Consider the following 18,520-nt stretch of genomic DNA (forward strand, 5'->3'; position numbering starts at 1 on the left):
CTGGACTGTCCGTTCCATCGTAAGGAAGGACAGACGATGCGTAAACCGCGTGATTTCGATGCCGAACTCCAGGCGCTCACCGACAAGGCGAAGATGCTGAAGACGAAGAAGCAAGGGCAGCTCGGCGAGCTGGTCGTCGCGACTGGCGCGAGCGCGATGTCGATCGAACAGCTGGCGGGCGCCTTACTCGATGCCATCGCGGCGGATGCATCGCGGAAGGAGGCGTGGCGAAAAAGCGGCGCCGCCTTCTTTCGCGGCGACGGCGCCAGCGCTCGCCCGGGCGCTCGCCGCGGTGCGGGCAGCGCATCGGCGAGCGGTGCAGGCACACCACCGACTTCAGGCGAAGGCAGCGCGGCATGACATGCGGGCATGGCAGGTGAAGCGGCGCGAGCGCACGCGGCAGCTGATCGAGCTCGGCGGGCTCGTCGCCAAAGCCGATCTGATCGAGCTGACTGGCGACGATCGGGCGGTGATCCTGGGGCTACTTGTCGAGGCAGCCGCGAAGCTGCGCGGAGAGACGCGCGAGCAACAATTGCTTTTGTGGCGGCGACGCGGAAAGCGAGCGTTCGAGGACAGTCCGGCGCCAGGCTCAAACGGGATATTTACCTCAACGGTCTAACCGAGCGCAATGGCACGACGCTGGAACCATCGAAGAGCCAATCGCGCTGGCGTATCGAGCACCCATATACTCCTGGGCGCAGGCGTCATCGGCGCGCTTGCGGGCATCGGATCGATCGGCGCGACGTCCGAAGGACGCGCGCACCTTTATGATGTCGCGAGCGAAGCGAGCGTCGCCGCAGGATTGGCGCGCGAGCGCGCGCCAGCAGGAGGCGATTATTGGCGACGTTGCGACGATGCGCGCGCGGCGGGGACGGCCCCGATCTACCGCGGCGAACCAGGATATCGCGATGGTCTGGATGCGGACAACGACGGTATCGCCTGCGAGCCTTATCGCGGTCAGTAGCGCCGAGGCTATTTAGCCTTGGCGCCGCCGCGTGCCGCAGGCTTGCGGCCGCCGCCACGCCCCTTTGTTCCGAGGCCGATCGATTTCGCGAGTTCGCGGCGCTTCTCCGCATAATTGGGAGAAACTAGCGGATAGTCTTTCGGCAGATTCCATTTCGCGCGATATTCATCCGGCGTCATGCCGTGATCCGTTGCAAGATGGCGGCGAAGCATTTTCATTTTCTTGCCGTCTTCGAGGCAGACGATGTAGTCAGGCTTGATCGATGCGCGCACGGATACGGCGGGCTGCTGCGGCTCGGGCTCCGGCACCGACTTGGTGTCTAGACCAGAGAGCGCCTCGTGCACCGAACGGATGATCAGGGGAATATCTGACACGGCGACCTTATTGTGGCTGACGTGCGCAGCAACGATATCCGCGGTCAGCGTTATCAGCGTTTCGGAGTCTTCCATCTTGCAAACATCCTTCGAGGTCTAAGCTACTTCGCTTTACCCTCTAGCGATGCAATCCGTTCCGAACAAATGGCATGTACGGCGCGGCCCAGTTCTTCGACACGCTCGCCGAGCCAAAGCAACTCTTCTTCGGTTATGCGATAATGCTTCGAATAGCGGGCTTTCACGTAGGCCTCTTTGAGCTTCTCGAAGTGCTTGCGATCCGATTTTAGCTCGCGCGGCCAAGCATCGACCAGCCGCATGTCAATGCGCTCTGCCTGAGTGCGCAGGAAGCCTAGATTATGAACATGTGGCGTGTAAAAGGTGCAGACCAACTGAACCCCGTGATAGAGGCTTTCGGTAGCCTGATGTAGCAGGAAGGCCGCTTTTCGGAAGCTACGACGCCCGAGGTAGAACCTATAGCCTTCAATGAATTCTGCGGCTCCTGGTATCCACTCTTCGAAATATTCGCGGGCCATGTCTAATGCCTGGCTTGGCGTCTTCGGCTTCGGCTTGTGCAGTTCCTTGTCGTCATATTCGTAGAGCGCGATCCCGTCCTTGGCGATGTCCATGAAGAAATAGCGCCCATGCGCAAGCCCGTCGTTCACTTCCGACATGGTGTGGACGATGAAGTTCACTGGCGTGTGCAGCGTCTTGTCGATGGCGAGTTCGCGGTTCAGCCGGTCCTCGACCTTTAGCCAATAATCGACCTTGTCGGTCAGGCGCTTGTCGCTGACGATGATCAGCAAATCGAAGTCGGATCGGTAACCCTTGGCTGTGTGCGGTTCGTCGACCCAGCCGCCGCGCGCGTAGCTGCCGTAAAGAATAAGCTTCTCGATCCGGCCTTTTTTCTTCCAGCTCATCGTCGCGAGCGCGATGCTGTCGGCGAATTCTTCAAAGATGATAGTCTTCACGCGCTCGATTTCGCGCTGCTTGTTGGCAGGAAGATGATCGAGGTCGGTGCGCATTGTTTTCACCCTGTAATTCGGATCGCCGGATGGCAAGAGCCATCCGGCGAAGCTGCCGTCACCACGGCCAGAATTTCCACCACCATGCGTCCTTTTGGTCCATCGCCCGCATGAGGACGCGGAGGCTTAATGCGAAATGGCGCTCGACGTCGGCGACGCTGATGTCGAACCGTTCGGCGATCTGCGGATAGGTCTGCTCATCGATGCGGATCGCGAGGAACACCTCGCGGTCCATCCCCTGCATCTGGGCGACCGCGCGCTCGGCGCGGCGAAGGCGAAGCCGCTCTTCACGGCTCATGCGCGCGCTCATTCGTCGCTTCCCGCGAAAGCGAGAAGGTAGTCGGTCGCCTCGCTCGCCTGACTTGCGGCGCGGAAGATCGCCTTTTCGTCCCCGCGCAGGACCGAGAGCCAAGACGCGATGTAATCCGAGTGCCGAACGGTCGGCGCGATGCCGAGCGACGCACAGGTGAAGGCCGCCGACATTTCCGCGACATATCCTGACAGTCCAGCCCCAATCCGGGGTTCGAGGAAGAAAACCATCGGCTGCCTCCAGCACTGCCCAAAAACCGCATCGGCCTCCCCCGAGGCGGGGGTGGGCGGCGAGAGCGACCGAAGAGGCCCGTTCGAGCGGCGGGCTGCACCCGCAGGGGCGAAATGAAATGGAGCAGCCCGGCGAAGCCGGGGCTTGCAGCCCGCCGTGGCGGGCCTAGCAGGGAGCGCCGACCACCTCCGCGTCGGAAGGGAGGCCCAAAAAGTAGCGCCGCCGCGTCAGCGGCGTCCGCAGATCAGGCGGGCGACAGCCCGCTATCGTCTTTCGCGACAGGCTGCCGCCCGCCCGCGGGCGAGCACTGGTGACGGATCGTGCGCGGCGTCGCCTAGAGCATGTAGCCGATATCCGAGGCGCCGGTCGGATAGGCAAACATGGTGGAGCGTAGATCGGCCGCGGTGAGGCCGTGGCGGATGGCCAGGCCGAAAAGGTTGATCACCTCGTCGGCGTTCGGCCCGACGAGATGCGCGCCGAGGACGAGGTCCGTCCGCTCGTCGATCAGAACTTTGTGGCCATAGACCGGCTCGGCGAGCCGGCGGGCGGTGAACCAGTCCGGCGTCGAGGCCGCGTTAACCCGGAACTTGAGGCCGCTGCGGCGCGCCGCCTCTTCCGAAAGCCCGACGGCGGCGATCGGCGGCACGGTGAAGGCGACGCTCGGAACACCGCGATAGTCGGGCTCGCGCGATGGACCTTGCAGGAGGTTCGCGGCGACGATCTTCGCGTCGTGGCTCGACACCGGGGTCAGGGGCGGCCCGACGCCGGCGGCGTCACCGGCGGCATAGACCCGCGGGTTGGAAATGCTGCGCAGATGCGCATCGAGCTGCAGTCGTCCGTCTTGCACCGCGACCTGCCCGGTGGACAGGTCGAGGCTGCCGAGATCGGGACGACGCCCGGCAGCATGAATGACGAGATCGCAGGCGACCTCCAGGTCCGGCGCTCCCTGGCGAGAGGCACGCACCTGCAGGCCGTCCCCGTTCCGCTCGACCCGTGTGACCGCGGTGCCGGTCTCGATGCGAATGCCGAGCGCCGTGAACCGCGGTGTGAGCCAGCCCACCAGGTCGGGATCGAAATGCGGCAGCAGCCGGCTAGCGCGCTGCAGGATCGTGACTTCGGCGCCGGCACGTGCGGCCAGATGCGAGAACTCCGCGGCGACATAGCCGCCGCCGATCAGCACGATCCGGCGCGGCAGCGTCTCCAGCTCGAGGAAAGCGTCGCTCGTGCTGACCAGCTCCTCGCCTGGAATGCCGAGCGGGATCGGCCCCGCGCCGGTTGCGATCAGGATATGCTGGGCCTGCAACGTCCGACCGTCGACCGCGACCGCGTCCGGGCTTGCGAAGCGCGCTAGCCCGTGGAAGGCGTCGACGCCCAGCTTGGCGTAGCGGCGTTCCTGCTTGGCGGGGACCGGATCGGTAAAGCTGCGCTTGAACGCCATCAGGCTCGGCCAATCGATCGCCAGGTCGCCGCCGACACCATGTCCGGCCATGCGAGCGGCGGCATCGATCGCCTCTTCGCCGCTGACCAGCATCTTCTTGGGATCGCAGCCCCGTAGCGCACAGGTGCCGCCGAACGGGCGGTGGTCGATGACGGCGACGGACCATCCGGCGGCGCGGACCTGGCCGATCGCGACCTGGGCGGCTGTTCCGCTGCCGATGACGATCAGGTCGTAATGGGCCATGGCAATATCCCTCCGAGCATCGGTGCAAAGATCGCGCGGCCGACCTGGAGGGCCTCGCGCAGGGTCAGGCGAATGCCGTCGCGGGCGGTCACGGAACCGTCCATACGCCAGGCTTCAAGATGATCGGCATGGCAGAAGAAAGCCTGCTGAGTGCAGAGCGAAGACGCTGCACAGCCGCCGGTGTAGCGATGACCGGACCAGACGAGAATCCCCTCGGGCACGACGTCGCCCAAGGTGCAGCCCCGGTCGTGGACATGGATCGCAAGCGAGCGCCGGCATTGGCGGCATGACGAGCGGATGAGGCTGGCGTGCGGTGCGATCGTGCAGATCCCCAGCGCGTCGAGGGCGCACATGGCTCCCATCGTGATACCCGCGGCCTCCACCTGATGCTCACTGGGAGCATCGGTGAAAGGATAGGCGCCGCTCACTCGGCCGTCGCCGTCGAGGACCACGAGATCACGTCCGGCGAGCCGGTGGAGCGCTGCGGCCACGTCGCCGGGCGGGAGCGCAACCGCGGCAGCGATCTCCACCGGCGCCGGCGCGTGGCCCTGGGTGACATAGGCCCGGAGGATGGCACGCCGCACCTCGTCCTCGGTGCTGTCGATGCCATGCCACCTGCGGCCGATAAATGCCGCGAACAGCGCTGTCAGGGCCGAATGGGCGCTTGGCGCGGTGACCGCAGTCCAGTCCGGGACGACGGTGCCGTCGGGGAATGCAACCGTCGGTTCAGGGGCAGCGTCAGCGGGGGTGGCAAGCGTCACGGCTTGTCTTCAGCCGCAGCAGGACGCGCCCTTGCCCTCGATCTGGATCGGCGGACACGGAACGTCGCCATAGGAACAAAAGACGCAGCAATCGCCCTGCTTGGGCTTGAGGACCGCGCCGCAGCCCCGGCAGTCATAGAAAAACTGGCATGCGTTGGTCGGCATCGTCTCGGTCGCCTGATGTCCGCAGTGCGGACAGGTCAGGGTCGAGTGCAGCTCCGGAACGACGTCAGACATAGCTATAACCCGCCCAGAGCAGTGCCGCGCCGACCAATAGGCCGGCGAGAGTGAGGATGCGCGTCCAGCGCGGCGTGCACACGCCGTCCGGGCCGCAGCGCATGGCGGCGAGTTGCTGGCGCAATAGCAGCGCGGCGCCGGCGACGAGGCATAATGCGCCGATCACGAGGAGCGGCGTGCGATAGGGCGCGGAGACGACGGCCACGCCGCTGAGCCAGGCCGCGCCGATGCCGGCGGATGCCAAGAGGATCGGCAGTGCGCAGCAGGCAGCGACGCCGAACGCGGCGGCGATCCCCGCCAGGGTAAGCGCGGCGGTACTTATCCCCTTGGGCGGGCTTGGTGTCTGGGTCACGGGCGACTCCTTGTGGCGGGCATGCAGCTATCCTACCATCTGTAGCGACTACAGACTCAAGAGGTATTTTGAAGATGGCCGCAACCGCCGCGATCCAGATCGGCGAACTCTCGCGCCGTACCAGCTGCAACATCGAGACGATCCGCTATTACGAGCGGATCGGGCTGCTGCCCGTTCCGCCGCGGCGGGGCCGTTACCGCAGCTACGGTCGGGAGGACGTGGCTCGCCTGGGCTTCGTGCGCCGTGCGAGGGAGCTGGGCTTCACCCTTGACGAGGTGCGCGCCTTGCTCGGACTCGCGGCCGGCGGCCAGGCCTCCTGCACCGAAGTCCGCGAGCTCGCGGCGTCGCATCTGCAGGATGTGCGCGCGCGGATCGCGGACCTCAGGCGGATGGAACGGGTTCTGGCAGACTCGGTGCGAGCCTGCGATGCCGGTCAGGATCCGGGCTGTCCGCTGCTTGATGCGCTCGGCGCCGAGGTGCGGGCCGCGTGAGCGTCACGGCTGCTGGGCGTGCATCCAATCGGCCGCCGCCTGCGCCTTGCTGGCCGCAGTGAAGATCGCGCGGCTGTCGTTCTTCAGCACCTGAAGCCAGGAGGCGATATAGGCGGCATGATCGGGACGCGGATCGTGCGCGATGCCGAGGTCGGCAAGCAGGAACGAGGCGGTCAGCTCGGCGGTCGCTTCCTCCATCGCGAGCGCGTCCTTGGTCCACCTGGCGCTGAAATCCCGGTCGAGCCGATGCGCCGCGCCGCTGGCATGGGCACACTCGTGGATATGGGTGCCGTAGAATCCATGCGCGCTACGGAAGGTTGCGAAGTGCGGCATGTAGATGCGGTCTTCGCCGAGATGGTAATAGGCGCTGCTCGACCCGTAGACCGTGTCGATACCGAGCGCGGCGATGAAGGCCTCGGCGGCCGCAAGGCGCTCGCTCTCGGGCAGGACCGGCCCGGGCTCGGGCGCGTAGCCGTCGACCTGATCGGCGTTGAACAGGCTGAACGCCCGGGCGAAGAGCCGCCGTCCCTTGCCGCCATCTTCGTCATCCTGCTCGTCGTCGCGCCGGCTGATCTCCTTCCAGAGGACGCCGAGGCTGGCCTGCTCGCCCTTGCGGACCTGGGCGCCGCGGTCCTGCCACTGACGATAAGTGCCCCAGACCCCGCTCGCATAGCCGCCGCCATAGGCCGCCGCCCAGAGCGACACCGTGTTGATGCCGCGATAGGGCTTGCCGCTGGCGATGTTGGTCGGCCGGGTGACATCGGCGCCGCTGTGATGCCATGGCATGCGCCAGTTGCCCGTACCGGCTTCGATCGCTGCAAGGATCGCCTCGGTGACCCGAGTATAGACGTCGGCTCGTACCTGAGTTGGCATGATCTGAACTCCGCTTGCCCGTCGGGGGCCATCCCCGGCGGCGGAGCTCGACTAGCGCCGGGCACAAGCGCGGTTGCGCACCCGTAGGGCCGCAGCGAAGCGGAGGACGGCAACGCCGTTGCGCCAGCGCGCCGACCGGCGCAGAGCTTCCGCCGTCAGCCGGGGTTGGCCTCCGGCGGCGCGGGGCCGATGGCGTCGATCACGGTAGTGAGCCGGTTGATCTCGGTGGCGAGTGCATGGCGTTGAAGATCCGACAGACGTCGTTCGCGCAGCAATGCCCTGGCATCATCGGCCGCGCGTTCCCAAGCTGGCCTGTGACGGGCGGTGATGCAGGCGTTGGGACAGCGGGTCGGCTCGCACAGCGCCGTGAGCGGCTGCTTGGGATCGGGGGTGGTCACGCGCTTGAGGCAGAGCGCGGTGGCGGGATCGAAGAAGCAATCCGCGAGGAGGCCGACATGGAGGGTTCGCGCGACGCTGGCGAGCATGACACGTAGCCGGGAGCGGTCGGCGATCATGGCGGGCAAGGGCCCGAGCTGCACGGCCGCATCGTCGAGCGTCCGCGCGATGCGTGGTCCCGCCGGCCCCGCGAGTGAGGCACCGCCCTGCCGCCGGTCGAAATAGTCCAGCAGGTCGCCCTGCTGACCGAGCCGGCGCTGCGCCTCGACCTCGGCGCGAAACCCCGATGCGCTGGTTCCGGCATAGCCCTCGAAAGCGGCGACCGAGGCGTGCTTATACTGGATCATGCCGGCGATGGTGCCGAACGGACGGTTGGCGATGTGCCATGCGATGGTGCGGCGGAACTGCCGCGTCGTTATGCGCCACGGCTTGCCACCGGGTCCGGACGGGATGACCGGCACATCAGGGCTGCCGAAGGCAGCGTTGAGGTGGTCGCGGAAGGCGTTGAGTTGGCGGACCACCTCGCTCGACAGATGCGTCTTGGTGGCGGCGCCGGGGCGTAGCACCGGCCAGAGCGTATCGCTGCCGCTGGCGCGCGTCGGTCTTGCCGACAGGCGTTCAAGCACCGCTATCGCGTCTGCGACCGGCTCGATCGTCACCCAGCTCGCCGCCTCGCCCATGGTCGACCGACGCTTGTAGATGGTCGATCGAATGCGATGCCGCTCGACCAGGCCATCCTCGCTGCGCGCGATCGAGAGGCACCCCCGCCGCATCGCCTGCACCTCGCAGTCGCGCATGCCGGTGAGGTAAGCGCACACTATATAGGCGGCCGCCTGAAGCATCCGTTCCTCTTGTGCGAGCGTCTTCGCATCGAAGCGTGCGCGCCATGGCCGACCGCTATCGGGATCAATCGAGATCGGCGTGTCCATGCCGCCCACTTCGACGCCCAGGTCGGCGGCAGCGGCTTCGATCAGGGCGGAGACGCCCTTGGCGAGTCCGAAATGCATGGCCGGTTCCGCCTCAGCATCGACACCGGCATGAAGATGGAGAAGATGGACGTTGATCGGCGGCGTCGCTTCTCCGGTGCGGGGATCGGTGCGCGTGACGCCGTTATGCGCGGTCGTCCAGATCGGCACGCCGCGGCCTTGCCGGGCTCGACGCGCGATATGGCGCTCGAGGCGCGCGCGCTGCCGCAGGCGGCGCTCTGCGCCAGGCAGTCCGCGCTCGGCGGCAAGCAGCCGGGCGCGGCGCGCCTCGAGCCGATCCAGCGCGGCCCGAGCCGATAGAATATCGTGCGCGAAGACGGTGACGTAGCGCAATGACCAGGCGAGCAGTGCGGCGATGACATCTTCCGGAAACCGCGGGGTACGGTTCTCAACGACGTGCCGATAGCCTGCGACGCGGGCGGGTGCCTGTCCGGCCCAGGGCTCAAACGCGAGGCCTCCGCCAGCGAGGCGGTCACGATAGTGATAGAGATCGGAGACCACTTCGAGGAGGTGGCCGACTATGACGGGTCGCCGGGCAGAATCGTGGCGAAGATGCCTGGCATAGGCATCGGCCAGCGCCTGATCGATGCGGCCAAGGTCGAGCCCTCCAAGCGTCAGGCGCGCGAAGGCGAAGAACCGGCGTGCGCGGTTGAATGCCTGGCGGATGCTCGCCGGCGGCAGCTTCGGGCGGTAGCCGGGAAGATCGACGTTGAGGCGGGCGTAGAGATAGGCACGCATCGCCGCCTGCACATCGGCATGTTCGAGCACGTCGAAATGCACGGTGACATGGCAGCGCCGCGCGTTCTCGCGGAACACGGCGGGACCGAGATCCCAGCTTGAGTCGCCGACCCGCGACAGCTCTTCGCGGGCGTGGCCCGCCTTGAGCGGCGCAGTGGCCAGCACGGGCCGATCGTCGAACGCGGGTGCGCGGGCATGGGCGGGCGTGATCATGCGCGTGCTTCCGGCGGCAGATAGAGCCGCTCGCTCTCCATCTGCCAGCGCGCATCGGCGATAACGGCATCGGAGAAGACCGGCAGGACCTGGGTCGTGATGCGGGAATGGACGCGGCCGAACTTGGCCGCCCAGTCGCTCGCCGGGAGGCTCGGTCGCTGCTCTTCGACGAACGCGAGGAAGGCGAGGATCGCGGGAAGCTTGCGCGCGGTGATGACGGCGTTGGGGCAATCGAGGCAGCCCCAGAAGGGCTGCGCGCAGGGTGAGCCGGCCTCGGAGAAGGGGCTGCTATGGAAGCCCGAGCAGGCGGCGAGCCAGACATCCTGTTCGCCGTCGAGCAACGGCCCCACCGTATCGGCCGACATCAACGGCGCCGCCTGCTCGGGCGCTTCGCGCAGCGCCTGCTCGGCCGTGGGCGCGAGGACGGTCGGCATCGCGGCGGCGACCGCCTCGCGAAAGGCATCGGCGACGGCCGCCTCGTGCAGGGGCCGGAGCGACGGCAGGTCGGCATAATGGCGCGCCGCGACCTCGCGCGTGTGACCGACCGCGAAGCGGGCCATGTGCCCCTCGGTCTTGGTGTACCACAGCGCCTTGTGGGTCTTGCGCAGCCGGGAAAGCAGCAGATGCAGCGGCTTGCCGTTATCGTCGACAATGCCACAGCGGCGAGCCCAGGCGGGGAGCGGATACTTGAGGTCGACTATGCCGGCGCGAAGGCCGCCGACGTTGTGATAGGCCCACAGGCAATCGCCGGGCAGGTGCTCGCGGGCAGCCGCCGTGGCGTCGATCAGGCGGCGGATCAGCCCGCCCGGCGTGCCGCCACCGCCGTCGCGGATGCGCATGCTCTTGTGCTCGGCGCCGCGAGCCCGGCGCTTCAGATAGCGCAGCTCCACCGTGCCGGCATGGGCATTGGCGAGACAGTCCACGGTCAGCGTCTTCAGGCACTCGGGCTCAAGGCCCGTCTCAAGCGTGAGCAGCACGAGCAGCGCCGGCAGGTCGCGCGCGAGCAGATGATGCCGGCCATGCAGGTCGTCGATGAGCGTCGCGGTTGGCAGGTTGCGGCGCATGCGCATGAAATAAAGGCTCTTCAGCTCGGGCTGGTCTGCGACGATAAAGCCCTGCCGCGCGATGATCGCTTCGACATCGGCGCGGGCGGCGGTGATGGCCGGATCACCCTCGTCGGTCCGATCGTCGGCGCCGAGACGGCGGAACATCGCTTCGACATCGGCTCGCGCCGCGTCGCGCAGCGCGCGGGCGACGAAGGGGCTGTAGGCATCGCGCGGGGTCGAGCGGCCCGCCGAAGTGGCCAGCGTGTAGCGCAGCCGCTCATGCAGCTCGGGTGCGATCCGATCGGGCCGGTCTGCTTCGATCGCGCGCAGTGTGTTGATGATCTTGCTGACCGTCATGTGACGGTGGATCGGGCCCATCCCACGCCGTTCGAGCGCGGATGCGAAACCATCGATATGGACCGCGCGCAGGTCGCTGACGCCAACCACCTTCAGTCCTTCGTCGGCAAGCCAGGCGAAGAAGTGACGATAGACCTGGACATACTGCTTGATGACGCTGGCCGCACCGATCGGTCCCCCGAGCGCGGCCGACCGACGCAGCGCACCGGCAAAGGCGATGGCGAGCGGGCGAGGATCGAGCGCGGTCATATCGACCAGGACCGTCCCGCCATGCCGCGCCTCGATGGTGAACTTGAGGCCGAACACCGGATCGGGCTGCGGTCGCTCCGGCGTGATGGGCGCGAAGGCGACAGGCCGGCCCTTGCGGGGACGCTCGCTCATGCGCCCTGCGGTCCCGGCAACAGCGCCAGCAGCTCCTCGACGGCCGCATCCACCGTATCGGCGCGGGTCGCGATATGGTCGAGATAGACATAGGTGGTGGCGAGGCTCGCGTGGCCGAGCAGGCGTTGCACCTGTTGCAGCGGGTCGCCCAGGATCAGCCGATAGGTCTCCACCGGCCCCACCGGCAGTGCGGCCTCGCGCAGTCGCTGCTGGATCAGCAGAGCGAGCATATGGACTGCGAAGGTGTGGCGAAGCTGGTGCGGGCTGATCGACAGCGGGAAGCCGTTCTCCTCGCACCGCTTGCAGGCCCGGGTGAAGATCACCTCCCACGAGTTGGGGCGGACAGGCTGCCCGACCTCGGTCAGCCATAGCGCCACCGGCTCGCGGGGCGTTCCATCCTCGTCGCACAGGATCAGGCGGCATCGTTCCTCCGGGGTGCAGACATCGCGCATGCGGTCGAGACCGGCGCGGGTGACGTGGATCGGTCGCTCGAACCTGGCCGCACCGTCGCGCGCGGCGAACTTGGTCACGCCCGCGGCGCGCTCGACGGCGACATAGGCGGTGATCTGACGAAGGAGCCGGCGCGGGACCAGGACGCTGCGTCCGCGGTCGCCCTTGGTGAGCGGCGGCGGCAGGCGCAGCCAAAGCTGCTGAGCCTGATCGTGGTCGTGATCGATGGCCGCAAGCTCATCGGCGAGCAGGCCCGACGCCTCTTCGAGACGCAGGCCGGTTGTGACGAGAAGATCGGCGAACAGCGCGTTGCGCAGCCCGTTGCGATCGCGAGCGCCGGGGCGTTCCGTACCGTCAAGGGCGAGGCCGCGCAGACCGACGTCGCGGAAAATGCGGTAGTCGTCCATCGTGACGAACCGCACATCCGATCGCTTGGCAGTGCGTTCATAGGCGTCGTTGCGCGCGGCGATCATGCCCCGACGCCCCCCATGCGCCGGTCGCCATATAGCGCGCCGACTGAACGGCGCTTCGGCAATCAGCCCTTGGCTCTTACCCCAGCGGTAGAGGCGATCGAGGCTGGCGACTGCCCGGTTCCAGCTTGCCGCGCTGATCCGCTGGGCGGCGTCGCCGCGCCGCCGCGCGCGGTGATAGGCGGTCACATCGTCGCGGGCCGCGTCCCATATCGTCGTGCCGCAGGCATCGAGGAAGCGAAGCCACACCGCAACGTCATAGGCGTAGGCGCGCAGCGAATGGCGCGAGCGGATCCCCGCTAGCGGCAGGTCGACAAAGAAGCGGTCGAGATCGGGATCATAGAGAGCGTCTCCCCGCAGGATCAGCGGCACATGCGCGTCGAGCCCCCTGGCGTCGCGGCGCTCGCAAACGGTAATGATCGACACCGGCACGAAACCCTCCCCCCCGGACCCCCCACCCGGAAGCTGACCTCACACCGATGCGCCCTATGGCCCGGCAGTTATCAGGCTGGCCTCCGCCAGCTCTTGGGTCAGCGCTACGGCCAGCCTGATAACTGCCTACCGTGGGCGTCCATCGCCGACCTTACTGCAATGTTGCGGGCGGCGCAGACTGTCCAGATAAGGCGACAAGCTCTTCCTTGGCATAAGCCTCCGATCCAAACCGGCCCTTCTGGTCGCGGTCCAACCGGCTGTCATGCCCTGTCCAGTGCCCAAGCTCGTGCAGCGCCGTGCGATACCAATTGATCGGTTCGGGGAATGCGGCCTGCGGCGGCACCTGCACGAAATCATGGCCGGGGCTGTAGAACGCCTCGCCGCCTCCGATCTGGAAACGCGCGCCGCTCGCGGCAATCAGCGCATCGGCATCGGCAATGGCAAGAACCGGGTCGACCACCGCAGCATCGGGCGTGAAAGCGTCGGGCAAACCTTCGCACTGCTCGACATTGAACACCGTAAAGCGTTTTAGGAAAGCCACCTGCCGCGCTTCTCGATCCTCGCCGCGCGCCGACTCTGCTTCTGCCTTTGGTGTGAAGCGGTCGGCGTAGCAGATGATTGTCCCCTTCTCGCCGCGCCGCACATTTCCGCCAGCCGCTGCCGCCTGCCGGTAAGTAAGCCAGCGCTGCGACCCAAAGCCGCGATGCACCACCTCGGCCCACAGGATCAGCACATTAATCCCCGAATATTTGCGCCCCGTTCCAGCATTCTGCGGCATGCTGCATCCGCACGCCGCGCTGTCCCAACGCTGGACCCAAGGCAGCCGCCCTTCTTCAAGCTCGGCGATGATCCGGCCGGTGACCTCGGAATAGAGGTTCTGCCGCTCGATCCTTTCCGCACGCATATCCCTTCTCCTTCAAACCACCGCACCCCGGCCCGGAAGGGGGCGGGGTGGGCGGCAGGAGGGAGCCGGCAGACCCGCGACGACGGGCGGGCCGCATCCGAAGGACCGAAACGAAGAGGAGGACCCGCGGCACGCGGGTTGCAGCCCGACCGCGCGGGGCTAGAGGCGAGTGACGCCCACCCTGCCCCCGCCCTGCCGGGGACAATCCACGCCGCCGCGAAGCGGCGACCGCAGCTGACCGGACCGACGCATGAACGCCCCGACTCGGGAGCCGCAGGCGGCCCGATCGGGTCCGCTTCCAGACACAACCGTCTCAGACGGTCTCATTTTCAGGGCGGGTGACAATATCGTTCAAGAAATCGAAAATATTTTTTCAGCGTCCGATGCCGAGTCGTGCTGAAAGTCAACTACCCCGCTGGTGCACCTAGATACACTCTTGACGCGCCAAAGACCGGATAGCCGTGAATGCGCTTTGAAGTCGAGAATCTCACGATATTGACGGAGGATTGCACTTTTGCATCATCGTCTCGGGAGCAACAACTTGAAGTCAGAAAGCCGAAGGACGTAACATGATGACCAACTCTCTCGATCCACTTTTTCACTTGCCAACGGCTCTCGCCTGCACGGGGCTGGGCCGCGCCGCTCTCGCGCCATCGTCTCAGACGGTCTCAACCAAGGCGCGTGAGACTAAAAATCCGAAGCGAAGTGAATTTTTTTCACAGCGTTCATGCGTACGTTCGGAAACAATAGGAAGCTCCCGGATACAATTGGCCGCTTTTGACCGCTTTCGACCGGAAAGAGCTGCTTCTCAACAGATTGAAACCCAGCGACATTCTCCCACATCCTTTGGGCTGTGAGGGGCTCACAGCGTCACCTCTTGGAGAATATGTCCATGGCATCCCAGTCCCCTCCCGATCGCTTCCTCCGCCTGAACTCCGTCCTCGACCGCACCGGCCTTAGCCGGGCGACGCTGTACCGGAAGATCACCGCCGGCACCTTTCCGCCGCAGCACAAGCTTGCAACGCGCTGCTGCGGCTGGCGCGAGTCCGAAGTGAAGATTTGGCAGCGCAATCCCGTCACCTTCACGCTCAAAGACCTGCCGCCTATCGAGGACTGACAGCCCTGGCGCGGAAAAGCCCCGCACCGCCAAACCGGTGCGGGGCATCCGGCGTCAGTCGGCCGGGTTCCAGATCAGGGCGTAGCCGTCTTCGCCATCCTGGCCGGCAGCCCGGCCGAGGTTGGCGTAGAGCCGGCGCGGCCCGAATTCCGGGGCGGCGAGCGACAGCGACACATAGGGCTTGCCCGATGCTTCGCCGGTGCGGATCCAGCCGGCACCGATCTCGACGCCTTCCGAATAGACCCGGTAGTCGGGCTGGACGTCGCCGCTCTTCGAGCGGTTGGTCCGGATCTCGATCGCGGCGCGGATCGAGAGGGTCTTCAGCTGGCCCACAAAACCCTGTTCGATGGTGCCGTTCACAAAGCCGATGGATGCCATTGGTCGTCTCCTTGAATTGCCGCGAGAACCATTCCTGCGGCATGGGCGGACCAGAGACCGGGGCATGAGGCGTCCCGCGTACCCGCAGGGCCGCAGCCTCAGCGGAGGACTTGAGGCGGCCGATTATTTGCAGCGAAGCGGCCGCGAGGAGCGCGCGAAGCGCGCGGGGAAATAATCGGCCGCCGATGGTTACGTGGGGCGGCGCCCCGGTCCAGGTCATCTCGCCCGTCGCCGGGAAAGGTTCGCGGCCGGGTCAGCCGAGACGCATGGCTTACGCAAGCCAAGACGGCATTCGAATTTAGACGGTAGGATAGCCGCGCGCCGACCGCCACGCTGTCCGTGGCCGGCCCACCCTGCAACGCCGCCGCGCAGTCAGCGCGGCGTCCTCATCTGAGAACCAACGCACCTTTGGCGAAGCCGCAGGCGGGCGGCGTGCGCGCGGGACTGGGCTTAACCGCTGCCCCGCCAAGAACAGCGAGCCAAAAGCGCTGCGCGGCCCACCGTGCAAACACGCAACCTCTGGCGGCAGCCTGCCGCCGCCAGTGTGCGCTCATTTCAGGCCGCGCTCATTTCCACTGGCACCGCTGTATGTTCTGATCCGGCCGCGCTGCCGGCACAATAAGTCCCCCAAGCCTGCATCAGTTTGACGCGCGCGCCGGGCTGGCCTGGCGTGCCAAGGTAGGTTGTACGGCGATAGGCCGCCTGCACGGCGTCAGGTGTCTTATGCGCCAGCGCCGTCTCCACTACCGCGTCGGGGAAGTCCTCGTTCGCCGCCCAGTCGGTGAATGTCGAACGAAAGCCGTGAACGTGAAAGGGCTCCTTCATGTCGCGCAGCACCTTAAGCAGCGTCATATCGGACATCGGCTTTCCCGCCGCGCCCGGGAAAACGACATCGGTATCCGGAAGGCGAAAAGCCTTTGCTTTCGCCAACACGGCCATAGCCGCGTCGGATAGCGGAACGATGTGAGCCTTGCCCCGCTTCATATGATCGGCGGGAATGGTCCATAGACGCTGTTCGAAATCAAACTCGGCCCACGTCGCAAACCTCACCTCCTGGCTGCGCACGCCGGTAAGGATGAGCAGTTCGAGTGCCAGTCGTCCAAAGGCCGGCTTTCGCCGCAAAGTCGTGATGAACGCAGGCAGCGCGCTGTAAGGCATCGCTTTGCGATTCTCCTGCGATTTGACTTGGCGTGGCAATCCGCGCCCTGCCTTCAAGCTGCCATTGCCCGACGGGGCCTCGCTGGAGCGCCAGCCTTTCGCGTGGGCATAATCCAGTACGACGCAAATGCGGTTGCGAACCTGCCGCGCCGTCTCCGGAATTTCCTGCCAAATAGGCAACAACACGTCGATTATATCAGCCGCGGCGATCCCGCCGGTCGCAACATTGCCTAGCTTCGGAAAGGCGTGACTTTCGAGGCTGGCCAGCCACTGGCGCGCATAAATCGCGCTTTTCCAGCCCGCCGCATTCTCCTTATGATATTGGCGCGCGGCTTCGCGGAATGTCACTTGGGCAGCAGCTTCATTCTTCCTTTCGGCCAGTACGTCGCGACGGTCGATCTTGATGGCCTTGCGAAGCTCATTTGCTTTCTGACGAGCCTCGAGCAGTGGGAGCAACTTGGCACTGCCCAAACCGATGTCCTGCCGTTTTCCGTCACGTTGAAGTCGCAGAAGCCAATAAGCGCCGCCGCGCTTGTCCACCTTCAAAAACAGCCCATCGCCGTCCTGATAGGTGCCAGGATTCGCCAAAGCTGCCTTGATCGCCAAAGCGGTGAGCCTTTTCATAGCGTTACCCCATATTTTTACCCCCACACATGGTGGGTCGATTCTTGAGGGTCAAAAAATTTACCCCCACATTCCCCCCACAGTTTTTGCTGAGCTGCAGTGAAATGGAATGGGATGTGGAGGGACGAACCATGCGATTATACGCTAGGTTTTCCGCCATTTCTAGGGATTTTGGGGGATGCCCTCGGACTAGAGGGTGGTGGACAGGGCTGGATTCGAACCAGCGTACGGAAACCCGGGCAGATTTACAGTCTGCTGCCTTTAACCACTCGGCCACCTGTCCATTGGGGCCCGCTTTGGGAAGCGGTCCAATGGCGAAACGAGGCTTGCCTGTCAATGCCAGTCATGGGAAAGGCGCGCGCATGAGACAATTTTCCCGTCACCGCCGCACGCAGGGCCCCAGTACGCGCGGTCAGCCCATCCGTTTCTGGGGCCGCCACGCCGTTCTGGCGGCGCTCGCCAACCCCGAACGCACCGTCAAGCGCATCTGGGGCACCCGTGAAGCGTTCGGCCAGCTCGACCTGCCGCCGGTGATTCCCATCAGCTATGCCGAAGTGACCGACCTCGCGCGCCTCGTCGCGCGCGACGCACCGCATCAGGGGCTGGTGATCGAGGTCGACCCGCTCGAAAGCCTCTATCTGGGCGATCTGCTCCAGGAAGAAGTCGACGCGGGCAGCAAACGGCCGCTCGTCGTCCTCGACCAGGTCACCGACCCGCACAATATCGGCGCAGTGCTCCGCTCGGCCGCCGCGTTCGACGCGGCTGCGATCATCACGCAGGACCGCCACAGCCCGCCCGAAAGCGGCGTCATCGCACGCTCGGCGTCGGGCGCGCTCGAAATCGTGCCATGGGTCCGCGTCGTCAACCTGTCGCGTGCGCTCGAGGAAATCGCCGAGGCGCAATATTGGCGCATCGGGCTGATGGGCGATACCGAAACGACGCTCGGTTCGACGCTCGACGGCAGCAAGGTCGCGCTGGTGCTAGGGTCCGAGGGCGACGGCATGCGCCACAATGTGATGGAACATTGCGACGTGCTGGCAAAACTCCCGATCTCGCCGCGGATGGAGAGCCTGAATATCTCGAACGCCGCCGCGGTCGCACTCTATGCGGTGGCGACGGCGGCGAGCGCCTAATTCCATTGGCAGTCACCCCGGCGAAGGCCGGGGTCTCAACGTCGCGTTATAGCAGAAGCGTCGAGATCCCGGCCTTCGCCGGGATGACGAACAAATCAATCCTCCGCGGCAATCCGCACCTTCAGCCCGTCGAGCGCGTCGCTGAACGGGATCTGGCACGACAGACGCGAGGCGTCATCGCGGTCGGTCGTCGAATCGAGCAGGTCGTTCTCGTCCTCGCTCATCGCGGGCATCGCACCCTTGTCGCCCGCTTCGACATGGACATGGCACGTCGCGCACGAGCAGCAGCCGCCGCACAGCGCGAGCAGCTCGTCGAACCCGGCGTCGCGGATGTTTTCCATCACCGTCAGGCTGGTGTCGCCCTCGATCTCATGCTCGGTCCCGTCACGCGTCACGACAATCAGCTTGGCCATGCTAGTCCCCATATCTTCGGTGTTGGTG

At 65.8% G+C, this 18,520-nt stretch carries 22 protein-coding genes and 1 tRNA gene; 6 read left to right on the plus strand and 17 right to left on the minus strand.

Annotation, left to right across the window (positions count from 1 at the left end; all coding sequences use genetic code 11):
* Positions 1–36: 36 nt before the first annotated feature.
* The 3 genes from SKP52_RS11570 to SKP52_RS25380 are packed head-to-tail and all read left to right on the plus strand — an operon-like array spanning position 37 to position 964.
* Positions 37–360 carry a conjugal transfer protein TraD gene (locus tag SKP52_RS11570; RefSeq protein ID WP_039574891.1) on the plus strand — a complete coding sequence of 108 codons (324 nt, stop codon included), beginning with the start codon at positions 37–39 and terminating at the stop codon, positions 358–360.
* A gap of 1 nt (position 361) precedes the next feature.
* Complete coding sequence (locus SKP52_RS27000) at positions 362–619, plus strand: conjugal transfer protein TraD (protein ID WP_167702731.1); 258 nt, start codon at positions 362–364, stop codon at positions 617–619.
* Positions 620–628: 9 nt separating this feature from the next.
* Positions 629–964 carry an excalibur calcium-binding domain-containing protein gene (locus SKP52_RS25380; RefSeq protein WP_081997315.1) on the plus strand — a complete coding sequence of 112 codons (336 nt, stop codon included), beginning with the start codon at positions 629–631 and terminating at the stop codon, positions 962–964.
* 8 nt (positions 965–972) lie between these two features.
* Here the strand turns inward: SKP52_RS25380 and SKP52_RS11585 are convergent, their stop codons facing one another.
* From SKP52_RS11585 to SKP52_RS11620, 8 genes are all read right to left on the minus strand, one after another.
* Positions 973–1,413, minus strand: a complete 441-nt coding sequence (locus tag SKP52_RS11585) for a MucR family transcriptional regulator (RefSeq protein ID WP_039574893.1) — start codon at positions 1,411–1,413, stop codon at positions 973–975.
* Between the two features lie 26 nt (positions 1,414–1,439).
* Complete coding sequence (locus SKP52_RS11590; RefSeq protein WP_039574895.1) at positions 1,440–2,360, minus strand: HEPN domain-containing protein; 921 nt, start codon at positions 2,358–2,360, stop codon at positions 1,440–1,442.
* A gap of 58 nt (positions 2,361–2,418) precedes the next feature.
* Complete coding sequence (locus SKP52_RS11595) at positions 2,419–2,670, minus strand: sigma factor-like helix-turn-helix DNA-binding protein (protein WP_052208157.1); 252 nt, start codon at positions 2,668–2,670, stop codon at positions 2,419–2,421.
* Entirely contained in the window at positions 2,667–2,900 is a 234-nt protein-coding gene (locus SKP52_RS11600; RefSeq protein ID WP_039574898.1) for a zincin-like metallopeptidase domain-containing protein, read from the minus strand. Before SKP52_RS11600 ends, SKP52_RS11595 begins: the two co-directional genes overlap by 4 nt.
* A 335-nt stretch (positions 2,901–3,235) precedes the next feature.
* A complete protein-coding gene (locus tag SKP52_RS11605; protein ID WP_039574902.1) occupies positions 3,236–4,582 on the minus strand; it encodes a dihydrolipoyl dehydrogenase family protein in 1,347 nt (448 codons plus the stop codon).
* Positions 4,564–5,343: a mercuric reductase gene (gene merB, locus SKP52_RS11610; RefSeq protein WP_025549114.1), complete on the minus strand. Its 780-nt coding sequence runs from the start codon at positions 5,341–5,343 to the stop codon at positions 4,564–4,566. Before merB ends, SKP52_RS11605 begins: the two co-directional genes overlap by 19 nt.
* Before the next feature lie 9 nt (positions 5,344–5,352).
* Positions 5,353–5,580, minus strand: coding sequence for a GDCCVxC domain-containing (seleno)protein (locus SKP52_RS11615; protein ID WP_025549113.1), 228 nt, complete (start codon positions 5,578–5,580; stop codon positions 5,353–5,355).
* The gene (locus tag SKP52_RS11620; protein WP_017184393.1) at positions 5,573–5,932 is read right to left on the minus strand and encodes a hypothetical protein; all 360 of its coding nucleotides are present in this window, start codon (positions 5,930–5,932) and stop codon (positions 5,573–5,575) included. Before SKP52_RS11620 ends, SKP52_RS11615 begins: the two co-directional genes overlap by 8 nt.
* A 74-nt stretch (positions 5,933–6,006) precedes the next feature.
* Between SKP52_RS11620 and SKP52_RS11625 the strand changes: the two genes are divergently transcribed.
* Positions 6,007–6,423, plus strand: a complete 417-nt coding sequence (locus SKP52_RS11625; protein ID WP_017184392.1) for a MerR family transcriptional regulator — start codon at positions 6,007–6,009, stop codon at positions 6,421–6,423.
* Positions 6,424–6,426: 3 nt separating this feature from the next.
* Here SKP52_RS11625 and SKP52_RS11630 read toward each other — a convergent pair whose 3' ends face one another.
* The 5 genes from SKP52_RS11630 to SKP52_RS11650 all read right to left on the minus strand — a co-directional run bounded on the left by SKP52_RS11630 (position 6,427) and on the right by SKP52_RS11650 (position 13,669).
* Complete coding sequence (locus tag SKP52_RS11630; protein WP_017184391.1) at positions 6,427–7,296, minus strand: ArdC family protein; 870 nt, start codon at positions 7,294–7,296, stop codon at positions 6,427–6,429.
* A 155-nt stretch (positions 7,297–7,451) separates the two neighbouring features.
* The gene (locus SKP52_RS11635) at positions 7,452–9,629 is read right to left on the minus strand and encodes a hypothetical protein (protein WP_039574906.1); all 2,178 of its coding nucleotides are present in this window, start codon (positions 9,627–9,629) and stop codon (positions 7,452–7,454) included.
* A complete protein-coding gene (locus SKP52_RS11640) occupies positions 9,626–11,413 on the minus strand; it encodes a hypothetical protein (protein WP_039574907.1) in 1,788 nt (595 codons plus the stop codon). The genes SKP52_RS11635 and SKP52_RS11640 overlap by 4 nt, the downstream gene beginning before the upstream one ends.
* Positions 11,410–12,759, minus strand: a complete 1,350-nt coding sequence (locus SKP52_RS11645) for a tyrosine-type recombinase/integrase (RefSeq protein ID WP_039577820.1) — start codon at positions 12,757–12,759, stop codon at positions 11,410–11,412. The genes SKP52_RS11640 and SKP52_RS11645 overlap by 4 nt, the downstream gene beginning before the upstream one ends.
* 157 nt (positions 12,760–12,916) lie before the next feature.
* Positions 12,917–13,669, minus strand: a complete 753-nt coding sequence (locus tag SKP52_RS11650; protein ID WP_039574908.1) for an ArdC family protein — start codon at positions 13,667–13,669, stop codon at positions 12,917–12,919.
* A gap of 892 nt (positions 13,670–14,561) precedes the next feature.
* Between SKP52_RS11650 and SKP52_RS11655 the strand changes: the two genes are divergently transcribed.
* Positions 14,562–14,786, plus strand: coding sequence for a helix-turn-helix transcriptional regulator (locus SKP52_RS11655; RefSeq protein ID WP_039574909.1), 225 nt, complete (start codon positions 14,562–14,564; stop codon positions 14,784–14,786).
* Between the two features lie 54 nt (positions 14,787–14,840).
* On the opposite strand, the gene SKP52_RS11660 is transcribed toward SKP52_RS11655, so the two are convergent.
* The 3 genes from SKP52_RS11660 to SKP52_RS11670 form a co-directional block, all read right to left on the minus strand.
* A complete protein-coding gene (locus tag SKP52_RS11660; RefSeq protein WP_039574911.1) occupies positions 14,841–15,164 on the minus strand; it encodes a DUF736 domain-containing protein in 324 nt (107 codons plus the stop codon).
* 555 nt (positions 15,165–15,719) lie between these two features.
* Positions 15,720–16,946, minus strand: a complete 1,227-nt coding sequence (locus tag SKP52_RS11665; protein ID WP_039574913.1) for a tyrosine-type recombinase/integrase — start codon at positions 16,944–16,946, stop codon at positions 15,720–15,722.
* 197 nt (positions 16,947–17,143) lie between these two features.
* A tRNA-Tyr gene (locus SKP52_RS11670) sits at positions 17,144–17,229 on the minus strand.
* 79 nt (positions 17,230–17,308) lie between these two features.
* Between SKP52_RS11670 and rlmB the strand changes: the two genes are divergently transcribed.
* Positions 17,309–18,079 (plus strand): 23S rRNA (guanosine(2251)-2'-O)-methyltransferase RlmB, encoded by a 771-nt coding sequence (gene rlmB, locus SKP52_RS11675; protein ID WP_039580812.1) that lies wholly within the window; start codon positions 17,309–17,311, stop codon positions 18,077–18,079.
* Positions 18,080–18,174: 95 nt separating this feature from the next.
* Here rlmB and SKP52_RS11680 read toward each other — a convergent pair whose 3' ends face one another.
* On the minus strand, positions 18,175–18,492 hold the full coding sequence (locus tag SKP52_RS11680) for a 2Fe-2S iron-sulfur cluster-binding protein (protein ID WP_039574914.1): 318 nt from the start codon (positions 18,490–18,492) through the stop codon (positions 18,175–18,177).
* Positions 18,493–18,520 lie beyond the last annotated feature (28 nt).

This window comes from Sphingopyxis fribergensis, from assembly GCF_000803645.1.
In the GTDB taxonomy this organism is placed as follows: domain Bacteria; phylum Pseudomonadota; class Alphaproteobacteria; order Sphingomonadales; family Sphingomonadaceae; genus Sphingopyxis; species Sphingopyxis fribergensis.